Genomic DNA, 12,905 nt, shown 5'->3' with positions numbered 1-12,905 from the left:
GGATCATCAAAAATAACCCTGGAGGACTTTATGAACAGTCTGGAAATACAGTATTTTCTTACCATTGTTAAATATGGCAGCTTTACCGAGGCTGCCCAGGCACTTTCTGTCAGCCAGCCTGCCATCAGTAAACAGATCCGGCAGCTGGAGGCAGAGCTGGGCTGCAGCTTGTTTACCCGCTCTGGTCGTACCCTCTCGCTGACTGAAGCAGGCCAGGCTTATCACGCCTACTTTCAGCAGTGCCGCTTTCAGCTAGACCTTTTAAAAAACCGGCTGGAAGAACCGAAAAAAGACGGAAAACCTACCATCCGGATTGCATATCCGGAGGATGTGGATCCGTCTTATTTCCGTGATAAAATCCAGAATGCCGCTGCTGCCATGAGAACACCGGTCCGGCTGGAATTTTCGTGTTACCCGGAAGCAGAACTCACAAACCTGCTAACCGATGGAAAAATTGACCTGATTCTGACTGGCACACGCCCGGATGAAGCGGGCCAGCCACTGTCCGGGCACCCATTTTTCGAGGTTCCACAGGTTCTGCTTTACGCATCAACCCGCCCCGAAGCCCCGGATATTTCCGACTTTCGAAATGACACCTTCCTCGTTTCCGAAGCCGATGCCGCCCTGAAAAGCAGCCAGAACCTCTACCCGCTTTTCCAGGACCTCGGTTTTGCACCAAAAATCCGTTTTGCAGCCAATTTATCCACAATCCTGGACCTGACTGCACAGGATGAAGGGGTATATCTCACCCATGCCTGGTGCCGCGCCTGCAAAAAACCGGATTATCAGATGCTCACGCTGCCATCTACAAAAAAATTTTATCTGGCCTGTCGGGAAACCACTCAAAAAACAGAAGTTCATGAGCTGTTTTGCCGACTCAGCCATACGCTGTAATCCTGTCTCCGGCATTTACAGAATCTGCTGCACGATCTGCAGCGCGTAGCACGCAAAGGCCAGCAGCACCGTCGGCACAATGAATTTTAACCCCTTCACGAACTCATCGCACCGGTGATGCAGCTTTTCCAGATTTCCATTCACCGTCTCCCGGTACAGTTCAATAAGGCGCAGTCTTGCCGCTTCCTCCTCCATCTCTTCGAAATGCTCTTTCTGCATAATCTCCGGGTCCATCCGGGAAATCTGCTCCGGCTGCAGAAGCCGCATGAAAAACACCAGCACATAAGCGTAAGCTCCCATCACCGCGATGCAGCTTAAAATATACAGCGCCGACACAAACATCTGCAGCCCATTCCCAGGCTTCCCAAGCTTGGAAATGCCATTAAACAGCCCCGTGATAAACACAAACAGGAAACCGCAGAATGTAATAGTGATATATACCTTGTTGTCCAACTTATTGCTGCGGTCAAACTGATTCTCGTATTCCGTCATCAGACTGGTGAGTTCCAGCTGACTGCCAGTATGTTCCACCTTATTCATACAACCACTCACTTTCCATCCTTGTTATAGTGTATATTTTGTTCCTCGTCCATTTCCAGTTACCCGAACATAACCCTTTTCTTTCAAATGTTCAATTAATCGCAATGTTTTTGATTTTTTCATACCTGTACGTTTTGCAATTTCACTGCTGGACAATTGACCACCCTGCCCCAGTTCATTTATAATTTTTCGTTCATCACTCGTTACCTGATACTGGCTGTTGAGTACAGGCAATACCACACTGATTACATTATCTGTAACTTCAAACTTCGGTTTTATCAATGCATTTCTGTACGAATACTGAATACGCCGGATACCTGTCCCAAACATCTCTATATACTGCAGTCTGAAAAACAAATTTCCTAAAATTGGATTTCTCAAACAGGAAATCTCTCCATTTAAATACTCGTCCGCTGTAATTCCTTTCGGCAGTCCACCTGGTGATTTAATCTCAATTCTGTCTTTAAACATGAGAATACGAATATGAGCTGGAATACTCCAGTCCCGATGAACCAAAGCATTTGCAATTGCTTCACGATAAGCCGTTTCCGGAATCAGGTCTACTTTTTTTCGTTCTATCTCGTTTATTTCTTCATACTGATAATACCGTTTTATCATATTAACAGCTGCATCATATTGTTTCAGTATCGACATATGCGAAAATGTTTCCCTGTCCATAATTTCATTAATAGAACTTCCGAAACGCGCCATATCAATTCCATAAAATCTATTCTCATCCGAAAGCAATGCCGCCGCATTATTGTATTCCCTGTTCTTTGTAAAAAAGCCAAGTGTACGCAGCACATCTTCTGAAACCACCTGAATTTCCAGCTTTTCTATCAATTTTTTGCTCAATTCTTCAAATCTCAAAGTCTGTTTTTCCGATGGCAATTCCTCAAAATATAGATTACTGCCCTCCAAAACCAGACTTTTTAATTCAGCCTGATCTACTTCAACGGATGTGGTATCACTTCTTCTATACGCTTTACCTTTATATAAATACGGTTTATATGCTCCTTCCCGAACAGTAAGACAAATTATATTCTTTGAGGTATCAACTCTCATTTCAAATTTTGGTTTGGGCGAAATACTGTCATTGATTCGATTTTCTATATCGATACACACCGTTTCTGGATGTTCAATACCACATACAGATCCATCATCATTTATTCCAAACCAGATTTCGCCATCTCCAAAATTACTGTACGCACTGACTGTTTTTAAAAATGTGTTTGTAATTGTAGATTTAAATTCCAGATTCTTTTTTTCTTTCACAATAATCACCCTGTTCGTTTTTCTTTATCATATCACAAATGAAGCGCAAATGAAACGTAAAATTTTACGTTTCATTTGCGCTTCATCTTTTGTCTATTTACAATCCATCTCCCGTGCGCACACACCCAGAAACTCCTCCAGCAGCTCCTGCGCCGAGGCGTAACCGCCCGCGGCATACTTCGCAATGGCGCTGTACCACGCTTCCACCATATCCGGCGTCACTTCGCCCTGGTTGATGATGCTCGTTTTTGCCACATCTTCATTAATCACATTCCGGTAAATTTCTGGCACCTCACTTTTTACAGCTACAGACGGGATTCCCTTTACCGACGCCATCTGATTGATTTCCTTTTCTGTAGCGAGGAAACGAAGGAACTCCACCGCGTAATCTGTGTGAGGCCCCGATGCGCTGGCCGCAAAGCCAAACCAGGGTTCCTGATAACAGTATGCTCCGTCCTCCCCAAGCGGCGGATAGATGAACGCATAGGAAAATGGCGCTTTCTGGAATGCCTCAGATTTGGACTCACGCTTTTTCATGCCGCTGACCTTCTCCGTGTTGCACATCCAGAATGGCACATCTCCCTCAAAGAAACGCAGGATTGCCTGATCATAATTGTCCTCCGGATATTCCACATTGACTGCGGCATCCGTATACCCTTTTGCAACCAGTTCGTCCACCAGCTCAACAGCAGGAGAAAGCGCCGCCCCGGCAGCTTCCTCATCCCCTGCCTTCAGTGCCTCGTACACGGGCTGTCCCTCGCAGAGGCTGGAAAATACCATGCCCGCCGTCAGATCCGCGTAGATCTTATCCGCTGGCCCCTGAACCGGCGTATAACCCTTCGCTTTCAGTGCCGCAAGAACCGCCTCAAACTCTGACCGGTTCTGTGGAACAGATAATCCTTCTTTCTCCAGAAGCGTGGTATTTACCACCAGTCCGTAAATATTCTGACCCATGGGAACCGAAAGCTGATGCCCGTCTATGCAGGAATCTCCCAGCATCCGGCTGTCTATCGCGCTAAGATCCACATCTTCCCCTGACAGATCCACACAGCGCCCTGCAAGCGTTCCATCCTTTTTTTGAAGAAACTCCGCGGATGTATTCCGGAAACGAGAGGGACTTCATGGTGGAAGACTGGATCACATAATCTCCCCGCTTCGTCATAATACCAACCTCAGCAGACTGATACTCTGCCGGAAACACCCAGGTTTTTTTTAACACCTCTGCCGGAATAGCCCGCAGCATCAGATAATCCTTCGTTCCGTTCCCGCTCTTTAACGTGATTCTGATACCAACACTGACTGCCGGAGCAAGCGTCTCCTCCAGCTGATACCGGCCAACCATCTGAAACTGGGACGCAGTTCCATTGTAAGCTTCCATCATGGAATCCGCCACGGCCTGCTCCCACTCCGTCAGCTCGCCCTGATACTGATGATAAGTATCAATCTGTTCTTTTCCTGGCGGATAACTGGCCGTCCAGGCATCAAAGGTGTCCATATCCACGATGTGGATGAACCGCGCCGGATTTGTGTTGATGTTTCTCAGAAACTCCAGCGCCTCCGGCAATGTCATCTGCTGTTCATTGATATACGCCGCCCAGTTTTCCACATATCCGCGTTCACTGTCCAGATAATTCTGGGAAACGGACTTCATGGATTCCACCGTCGAGATAAAATCCAGCGCCTTTGTTTCTACCTGGGAAGCGCGTACATTGTTTGCGTAGATCACGGAGCCCGCGACAGCAGCCGTGATCAGAAAAACATTGCAGAGCACCAGGATTATTTTATATAGTTTTGCTTTACGGCCGCTGTTCAACCCCCATCCCCCCTGTCAATCACGTGAAAACCGATTGCCACACTTCGGACAAAACTCAAAATCTTCTGCTGTCTCATACCCGCAGTAGCTGCAGCGCCGGTATCCGTATCCACGGCTTCCCTGATTCACCAGCGTCAGATGCTGCGGCAAAATCTCCACCTGCTCCCCGCGCGCAATGGCCTTTCCCATTTCCGGATCCAGCTCGTACAGCGTATTGCAGCAGCTCATCTGCACGTAATAATGCCGGTTCCATTTGAAGCATGGGATAAAAAACAATGACAGTACCGTATAAGTCATGAAAACCTGATACCGCCCGTACTTTCCGCATACACCGCAAATAACCATCTGCGTAAAATCAAGCTGCTTTCTTCCGTCTGTAATTCCCATCATAAAAAACATAATGTCACACTTTCTTTTCTCATCATGATGTAGTTATTATAGCTGTTCCCTTCCCACAAATGCAATCTCATTTTCGGTATTTTATCATATGTACATTTCCGTCCGCCTGTTTTATAATACATCAGGTTTCATCATTGACTACATTATGATTTCAAAACGATACATACAAGGAGACTCTCATGCAAAAAAACGAAGTAAAAGATCTGACCGTCGGATCTCCCATGAAACTGATCTTAAGTTTTGCGATTCCAATGCTTTTTGGATTCCTCTTTCAGCAGTTTTACAACATGGTGGATACCATCATTGTCGGCAAATGCCTGGGCGTGTCCGCACTGGCGGCAGTCGGCTCCACGGGATCCATCAACTTTATGATCATCGGCTTCTGCACCGGTGCCTGCAGCGGATTTGCAATTCCGGTCGCCCAGAAATTCGGTGCCGGAGATTATGACGGCATGCGCAAGTTTGTAGCGAACGCCGGATGGCTGTCCGCAGTGTTTGCGGCAGTCATGACCACCATTGTTGGCTTCCTGTGTATGCGCATCTTGCAGTGTATGAACACACCGGAAGACATCATTCATGGCGCTTATGATTACATTTTTGTGATTTTCCTGGGGATTCCTGTCACATACCTTTACAATATGCTTGCAGGCATTATCCGAAGCCTGGGCGACAGCAAAACTCCGGTCTACTTTCTGCTGCTTTCCTCCCTTATGAACATTGCCCTGGATTTCTTCACGATCCTTGTGCTGGGTATGGGAGTCCGCGGACCGGCACTGGCCACCGTCATCTCTCAGGGAATCTCCGCCGTGCTCTGCCTGATCTATATGATCCGTCATTATCCGATTCTTCATATGAAACAGGGGGAATGGCAGCCAGATGGCAGAATGCTTTGTGCCCTCTGCGGCATGGGAATCCCGATGGGGCTTCAGTATTCCATCACCGCTATCGGAAGTGTTGTGCTCCAGACAGCGGTAAACTCTCTGGGTTCCATGGCCGTAGCTGCAGTCTCAACCGGGAGCAAAGTCAGCATGTTCTTCTGCTGTCCGTTTGACGCGCTGGGCGGCACCATGGCAACCTACGCTGGTCAAAACGTTGGTGCAAAGAAATTGAACCGCGTAAAAGAGGGCCTGAAGGCAGCAAGCCTGATTGGAATCATTTATTCCCTGATTGCCTTCATGGTCCTGCTCTTTGGCGGCAGATACATTGCCCTTCTCTTTATGGACGCAGATCAGACAGAGATCATTGGCCGTGTAGCCACATTCCTGATTGGAAACAGCATGTTCTACATTCCATTAACCTTTGTCAACGTTGTCCGTTTCACCATCCAGGGAATGGGCTTTTCTACCTTTGCGATCCTCGCCGGAGTCTGCGAAATGGCAGCAAGATCCCTGGTTGGATTCTGCCTGGTTCCGGTGTTCGGATTTCTTCCGGCCTGCTTTGCCAGCCCCCTCGCGTGGATCTTTGCGGATGCATTTCTGATCCCGGCATTTTTCCACTGCATGAAAAAACTGAAGGTGCTGTTTGGGGAAACAACCAGATAAATTATCAAAAAATGGCGAGTCAGTTTGCTGCTGACCCGCCATTTTTCCAAATCCACCTTATGCTTTTAAGATCAAGAGTGCCAGTGGAGTCAGCAGCGGAATTGTGGCCGCAGACAGCACTGTAGTGATCATAAAGCCTTCTGTGGCATAGAATACGTCCTTTCCATACCGCTCCGCAAACATGATGGTCATGGCACCGGCCGGACATGCCATTGCGATAAACACGGTAAATGCCACCGTAAAATCAACCCTCATAAAAAACAGAATCCCAAGACCGATAAGCGGAGATAACACCAGTTTCAAAAAACTGATCCAGTACAAACGGATATTTTTCAGACTTTTCCGCACATCTCCCTGCGCCAGATTTGCCCCGGCAATGATCATAGCCAGCGGCGTATTCATGCTTCCGATCATTCGGACCGGCTCAGAGAGCGGCGTTGGGAGCCGGATCTGGAAAATAAAAAAGATCAGGCCAAACACCACCGCCACAATCGTTGGCGTAAAAAGATTCTTCCAGACATCCCGCAGTCTTCCCCGGTCTCCCATCAGCCAGACGCCATGGGTCCAGAACAGGACATTGAAAACCGTAACGTAAGCCGTCATATAAAAAACGCCCTCAGCCCCCAGAATTCCATTGATCAGTGGAATCCCAATAAATCCGCAATTAGAATAAATCGCAGTCATTTTTTCGATCTGCTGCCGTGCCGGATCCCCCTTCATGAAAATCTCAGCCAGGATGATACAGACCAGAAATGTCACAAACGAGACAAACAGGGTCTGCAGCAACCCGTAAAACAGCCTGGGTTCAAAGTCCATCTGATACGATTGAAAAACCAAAAGCGGTGACACCAGCATTAAAAGGACATTCGAAAAACTTTTTGTTGAAGCTTTATCTATCAGTCCTGTCTTATATGCCAGCACACCGCAAAGCAGAATCACCGCCATCTCTATAATTTTTTCTAACACAATCCCAGCCATCTGACCCTCCTCCTTCTGTATACCCCATCTGTTTCTATTATGACTGAAAACGAAAAAAGCAGCAATGACTTTCTTCATCATTGCTGCTAAAAATAACTGTTCCCAGCGGGAATCGAACCCACAATTAGCGCTTAGGAGTAGACCCGATACGATGAAACCAAGTGCAACACAGTGCAAGAAAATCCTTGGAAATACAAGGCTTTTCACAGTTTCAAATCCTATCTAGTATTACGCTTCATAAGCATTTTCATAGGGATTTTACACCGTCCAATTGGCTCGAAATTAGCAAGGCTTTCGATTTTCGGTGGACGTTGCAAGTGCAAGCAAATTCCTCTATGTAACTTCTCGTGATACGAAATGATAGGAAATCCTATTCATTCTCGTGCGGAGGCGCTGATGTCTTTAGACACCATCTTAGTCTGTTTAATATATCATTTCAAAATAGATTTTTCAACCAGCATTATTAAGAATTTCAAAGGTTTTTTCAGACTCAATGATTCTATGTAATTTAGACCCGCCGAAGCAGGTCTTTTTTTATTTCAGCATAATCTCTCTATCCTCAGCGCCGAGCATATAAGCACCCTTGGCAAAAGCATCCCTTGCCAGAAGCTCTGCTACATCAACCCTATCGAACAGCATCCATATTTCTTTCTCTTTCGGAGTCAGTTCATGGCTATGGTCAAACAAATGCTCAAGTCCCAATCCTTCAAGCAATGCCGACTTTGCTGCTTTGTATTCCTCAGCTCTGCCAACATATTCGTCGTTCCTTTCCTTGGAAAATGCCTCGATATTGTCAGCTCTCAGATGCTCGTAATACTCGTCCATAAAGATTCTATCCATACTCGTTGACCTCCATAACAAAAAAATAAGGGCAGACCCTTTTACAGCTATTGTAGCTATGTAAAAGGATCTGCCCTTGCAGTTACTATAATGTTTTTGCCAGCGACTTCAGGAGTGCTGCCATTTCCGGATTTTGCAGAAGCTTCAGAAGAAGTTCTTTATCATCAGCGGAGCTTTCCGTTGCGGCTGGTTGAACCGGCTCAGGCGTTGCCTGTCTGCCTGAGTAGAACGCAGCTTCCATTCTTTCAGCGTTCAGTCTGCGGTCATCGTCGATGATATGAGAGTAAACATCCGCTACCATCTTGACCTGTGCATGACCGGAATCGCCTTGAACGGATTTCATATCGCCGCCGTTCAGCTTCAGCTTGTAAGTGATACTGGAATGTCGGAGACTATGGAAAACCACTTTCGGCAGTCCCTTCTCCTCAATCAGCTTATTGAAAGCACGGTTGATAACCTGCCCCTCAATCGGCTTGCCATTGGAAGAACAGAAAACCAGATTGAAGTCTACGAACTCGTCACCGAAAAGGTCTTTCAGTTCTTCGATGTCAGCCTTTCGCTGTACCAACATTTCCGCTACGGTTTTCGGTAAGAACACCTTGCGGACACTTGTTTTGGTCTTAGGAGTTTTGAGAACCAATGCGGTATGCGTACTGGCGAAGGTCGGCGGGAACTTGAACATGATGTCCTTACCGTCCAGATCTGCCATCGCTTCACGATTTACTCTCTGCAACTCCTTTTCAACGAAGATGCTTGCCTGACCAAGTTCAATACTGGTGGGGGAAATGTCAATACAGTCCCAAGTAAGCCCCAGAAGCTCGCCCATTCGCAAGGAACAGGAGAAGGCAAGGTTAATGGCCAGACGAAGAATATCATCGTCACAGGCTTCCAGAGCCTTCTGGAGCACTTCTGCTGTCCAGATGTCCCTGGTCTTGTGTTCTTCCTTCGGCAGTGTAGCGTGCTCCACAGGGTTTCTGGTCATCAATTCCCACTTGACCGCCTGATTGAAAGCATTTCGCAATGTCTTGTGAACCTCTCGGACAGTATGCGGAGTCAGATATTCTGTACGGGCTTTTACATACTTAGAAGAAACCGCTTTGACAGAAAGCAAATCTCGGTAATACTTGTCCATGATTCTCGGCGTGACATCCTCCAGCTTCATATCACCGATGAGGGGACGAATATAGTTTGCAATCAGGCTCTTTCTGCTTTCATAGGTAGACATCGCCCAGGTGTTCACACCATAGATTGACATATACTCATCCAAAAGATCGTTGACGGTTTTAGCAGAAGGGGGAATAAAGGTTCCGGACTCCTGCTCATATTCAACCTGCAACTTCCTTTTCTTTGCTTCAGCATTCGTTTCAAAGGTTTCCCACTTCTGACGCTTGTTGCCGTTCTCATCGGTGTATGTATAAACCACAGAATACTTCTTTTTTCTCTTAACGATAGATGCCATGTAATCATCTCCTTTCCTGTCTATCTTCCGCTAACTGGTAGCGGGTCTGATTCTGATACCACTTCATAAAGCTCTCTTTTGTAGCTCGGTTATGCCTGCCCACTCGAATCAGCTCGAAGCTTCCCTTGGCGGCAATGCTGTAGATATTCTGGCGATTGGTGTCAAGCATTCTTGCAATCTCTGGCAGACCGTAGGTGGATGCCATAATATCTGCATCAAGTTCCTGATCCTCTACCGTGCGGTAATCGGTTTGAGAAGCATACCATCTTTCAAAGCTCTCCTTGGTCACTCTGCGCTTGCCCAGGACATCGACCACATCAAAATGCCCTTTGGCAACCAGTTCGTAAGCAGTCGCTTCTTTCAGCCCAAGGCGCTGTCCAAGCTCCTCCATTGAATATGTAGTTTTCTTCAGTTCCTCACCGGGAGGGGTTCCATCGACCTTCTGGTATTTGAACTGATTGGCATACCATTCTTCAAAGCTGTCGATCATCACCCTCATGGTGTTGCCGACAAGAATGGTTTTGAAGTAATTCTTCTTAATGAGCCAGTATGACTCCGTTTTTCCAAGACCAAGCATCCTGCCCATTTCCGGAACAGACATACTCGTGCGTTTTCTCATTTCCGCCATCGTACAACCTCCTATGTAAAAAATGTAGCCATGTGTTTCTTGTCATGGCTACATTTTATCGAACTCTCAATATGTTTTGAAGTTTGTCGCCGGGTTGTACGACACCCTTGACAAATCTTACATTTGATGATCCAACCACTCATCAAAACTCTTTTTGGAGATTCTGATGCTGCCGCCAATGCGGACACTATGAAAAACCTTCTTTTTCACAAGGTTGTATGCACTGGTTCTGCTGATGCCCAGAATATCCTGAATCTCATCAACCGTATAGGTTCTCTTATCAAACTGAACTGTGTTAGCAGCTATCGCTTCTTCGGTGCGCTGATTCATGGCAGCGATTCTTTCTTCAAACATTTATGTTCACTCCTTCGTTTTCTTTGCTTTATGTTTTGTGGAACGCTTTTTCAGCTGCTCCATTGCCAGGCTGACGGATAAGGCTTTCTCAATCGCTACCATTTCACGGGGCGTTACCTTACCTAAGTAATTATCAATCCTGCTCTTATCAATGGTGCGAATCTGTTCCAGCTGAACAACGGACGCTTCTTTGAATGCAGGATTGTCGTAAATAACAAAGTGCGTCGGCATATTCGCTTTCTTATGGATTCTGGTGGTGACCGTTGCCACAATCAATGTGGGAGCGTGTTTATTACCGGTATCGTTCTGAATGACGATAACCGGACGGATGCCGCCTTGTTCCGACCCAACTACCGGGTCCAGATTGGCGCAATAAATATCACCACGGCAATATACCCAATTTTCTTTCATCATTTGCCATGACCTCCTTTCGTTGGGTATGTAATAACTGACTGCCTGAAATGAATCAGGCAGTCAGTCCAAAAGTCTATGTGTCCCATATTTGCCACGCACCCCTGAGAAAGAGGGCTTACGCCCTCAGGGAATCACCGAACGACTGATTGCGAATCAGTTCCATAGGAATCTAACCTCTGCCGGGTTCTCCGCCAGCTCCGTAGAGAAGTATCTTTAATCCTGTTGCTTTCATGGCCGTATTGGGAGCAACCCAATATTTACAAGCCAGTATTGATCGCTGGCATCGGGAGAGAGACAACTGCTTAATTTATAGAAGAAAGTCGTTCTGTTTCTCTGTCCGATACGTCACGGCGTACCGCTGATGTGGCTGATGCTCTCGCACCGGCAACAGGAACGTATTCGATGACTGTGTATTCAGTTTTCAAGGATCAAGCAGCCGATTTTCTTTGGCTGTATCTAAATTGTACCTGTTCCTCATGCAAGTTTTTATTGCCTCGTAGGTATAGTTTTGAGGTTATTCACGACCTAAAAATATGTAATCAAGGGTTGTATCAAAGCGCACGACCAATTCGATTGCCAAATCAATAGAGATGCCTCTGTTGCCGGTTTCAATTCGTGCAATGGTGTTTGCGGCAACGCCCAACTGCTCCGCAAGCTGTTCCTGTGTAAGCCCATGTTTCTTTCTCAATGCTTTAATTCTTTTTCCGCTTTCAACCAAGTCGTAATACATTTTCGTTCCTCCGTGTTTTTGAATTTGTGAAGTTGCAAAATCAAAAACGGAGGGAGGAGATCGTGACTGGTTCTCAATGCCCTTTGCCATCTGCCTGTCCTCCTTGCAGGCATAAAAAAAGAGCCGGAGTACATTACTCCAAGCTCTCGTTCATGCCTTTGTGTTAAAATGAAGGAAGATAGGCTGGTATAAAAAAAGCCCCGTACCCATTACAGGCACGAGGCGTAACTCTCTCTATTCAATTTTATGCCGCTATCTCCCAGCATAGCCATTCTAACACTGGACAAGTCGGACTTTCAGTATGGAAACCGTCGTATTTTCATCGGATTTTAGTCGGACTAAAATCCTGTCTTAGCACTCACAATAACACAATGCTTCTTCCTCCCTGGCACTTTCCAGGAAATCTTTCAATTTAGGAATGGCTGTTCCCCAAAGTGACAGACCAAATAACAGTATCGCTTCTTTCTTTCGGTCATAATAGCTGCTGCGTTCCATATTCAGAACCTCCAGCATTTCTGATTCTTTGTACTTGAAGCGATTGAGATATGCCTTTGAGATAATCTCACAGTACAGAGCGCCTTTATCCGGATATTCTCTGATTTTCAGCATCGCCATATCTACCAGTTCAATGATCCACTTTGTCTCGAATAAGCTTCGAATACGTTCTTCAAATCGTTCTCTCGCTTCATCCGGAGCAAAGTTCTCCAGATAAATCAATGCTCCATCTAAGCTGTCACCGTAAGTACAAATAAGGGTATCACATACATCATTCGCACGATCAATAGTAGACCAGCACACCTCTCGATATATGGATAAAATCAGCTTTGCTCTTTCATACAGAACCTTTTCGTCAATGTTCTGCATCCGGCAAAGCATTCGAATATTGCTTAATACCTGTGTATTATATCTGCTCATTCAGAATCTCCTTTCAGCCTAATCCATAAAATAAGAATTCCTTTCTAACTCCTGTCACTTGGCTAAAGGGAAACAAATACCATGGGACAAGAATGACTATAACTTCCGATATTTGATTAAAATAA

Annotated in this window: 15 protein-coding genes; 2 read left to right on the top strand and 13 right to left on the bottom strand. The window is 46.1% G+C overall.

The genetic code is table 11. The features are described 5' to 3' along the window. Positions 1 to 30: 30 nt before the first annotated feature. Positions 31 to 894 (top strand): LysR family transcriptional regulator, encoded by an 864-nt coding sequence (locus DWY84_RS06245; RefSeq protein ID WP_118531755.1) that lies wholly within the window; start codon positions 31 to 33, stop codon positions 892 to 894. A 15-nt stretch (positions 895 to 909) separates the two neighbouring features. On the opposite strand, the gene DWY84_RS06240 is transcribed toward DWY84_RS06245, so the two are convergent. The 5 genes from DWY84_RS06240 to DWY84_RS06220 form a co-directional block, all read right to left on the bottom strand. Then, positions 910 to 1,434 carry a hypothetical protein gene (locus DWY84_RS06240; RefSeq protein WP_118531753.1) on the bottom strand — a complete coding sequence of 175 codons (525 nt, stop codon included), beginning with the start codon at positions 1,432 to 1,434 and terminating at the stop codon, positions 910 to 912. A gap of 24 nt (positions 1,435 to 1,458) precedes the next feature. After that, positions 1,459 to 2,709, bottom strand: a complete 1,251-nt coding sequence (locus DWY84_RS06235; RefSeq protein WP_118531891.1) for an ATP-binding protein — start codon at positions 2,707 to 2,709, stop codon at positions 1,459 to 1,461. A gap of 93 nt (positions 2,710 to 2,802) precedes the next feature. Beyond that, positions 2,803 to 3,756 (bottom strand): ABC transporter substrate-binding protein, encoded by a 954-nt coding sequence (locus DWY84_RS06230; protein WP_147354284.1) that lies wholly within the window; start codon positions 3,754 to 3,756, stop codon positions 2,803 to 2,805. Continuing rightward, positions 3,725 to 4,522 (bottom strand): hypothetical protein, encoded by a 798-nt coding sequence (locus tag DWY84_RS06225; protein ID WP_118531749.1) that lies wholly within the window; start codon positions 4,520 to 4,522, stop codon positions 3,725 to 3,727. The genes DWY84_RS06230 and DWY84_RS06225 overlap by 32 nt, the downstream gene beginning before the upstream one ends. A gap of 15 nt (positions 4,523 to 4,537) precedes the next feature. After that, positions 4,538 to 4,921, bottom strand: coding sequence for a zinc ribbon domain-containing protein (locus DWY84_RS06220; RefSeq protein ID WP_118531748.1), 384 nt, complete (start codon positions 4,919 to 4,921; stop codon positions 4,538 to 4,540). Between the two features lie 179 nt (positions 4,922 to 5,100). Between DWY84_RS06220 and DWY84_RS06215 the strand changes: the two genes are divergently transcribed. Next, positions 5,101 to 6,462 (top strand): MATE family efflux transporter, encoded by a 1,362-nt coding sequence (locus DWY84_RS06215; RefSeq protein WP_118531746.1) that lies wholly within the window; start codon positions 5,101 to 5,103, stop codon positions 6,460 to 6,462. 57 nt (positions 6,463 to 6,519) lie between these two features. On the opposite strand, the gene DWY84_RS06210 is transcribed toward DWY84_RS06215, so the two are convergent. From DWY84_RS06210 to DWY84_RS06175, 8 genes are all read right to left on the bottom strand, one after another. Next, a complete protein-coding gene (locus tag DWY84_RS06210; protein ID WP_178716325.1) occupies positions 6,520 to 7,440 on the bottom strand; it encodes an AEC family transporter in 921 nt (306 codons plus the stop codon). 534 nt (positions 7,441 to 7,974) lie between these two features. Then, positions 7,975 to 8,280: a hypothetical protein gene (locus DWY84_RS06205; protein ID WP_002304425.1), complete on the bottom strand. Its 306-nt coding sequence runs from the start codon at positions 8,278 to 8,280 to the stop codon at positions 7,975 to 7,977. An 85-nt stretch (positions 8,281 to 8,365) separates the two neighbouring features. Next, positions 8,366 to 9,739, bottom strand: coding sequence for a site-specific integrase (locus DWY84_RS06200; RefSeq protein WP_002304423.1), 1,374 nt, complete (start codon positions 9,737 to 9,739; stop codon positions 8,366 to 8,368). 4 nt (positions 9,740 to 9,743) lie between these two features. Then, positions 9,744 to 10,367 (bottom strand): helix-turn-helix domain-containing protein, encoded by a 624-nt coding sequence (locus tag DWY84_RS06195; RefSeq protein ID WP_110437433.1) that lies wholly within the window; start codon positions 10,365 to 10,367, stop codon positions 9,744 to 9,746. Positions 10,368 to 10,484: 117 nt separating this feature from the next. Next, the gene (locus DWY84_RS06190) at positions 10,485 to 10,721 is read right to left on the bottom strand and encodes a helix-turn-helix domain-containing protein (RefSeq protein ID WP_110437432.1); all 237 of its coding nucleotides are present in this window, start codon (positions 10,719 to 10,721) and stop codon (positions 10,485 to 10,487) included. Positions 10,722 to 10,727: 6 nt separating this feature from the next. Next, complete coding sequence (locus DWY84_RS06185) at positions 10,728 to 11,135, bottom strand: type II toxin-antitoxin system PemK/MazF family toxin (protein ID WP_110437431.1); 408 nt, start codon at positions 11,133 to 11,135, stop codon at positions 10,728 to 10,730. 514 nt (positions 11,136 to 11,649) lie between these two features. Next, entirely contained in the window at positions 11,650 to 11,955 is a 306-nt protein-coding gene (locus DWY84_RS06180; protein WP_181966891.1) for a helix-turn-helix transcriptional regulator, read from the bottom strand. A 261-nt stretch (positions 11,956 to 12,216) separates the two neighbouring features. Continuing rightward, positions 12,217 to 12,780, bottom strand: coding sequence for a hypothetical protein (locus DWY84_RS06175; RefSeq protein ID WP_110437430.1), 564 nt, complete (start codon positions 12,778 to 12,780; stop codon positions 12,217 to 12,219). Positions 12,781 to 12,905 lie beyond the last annotated feature (125 nt).

This window comes from Clostridium sp. AF27-2AA (assembly GCF_003478505.1).
Lineage (GTDB): Bacteria > Bacillota > Clostridia > Lachnospirales > Lachnospiraceae > Brotaphodocola.
This window is presented reverse-complemented; position numbering and strand designations above follow the sequence as displayed.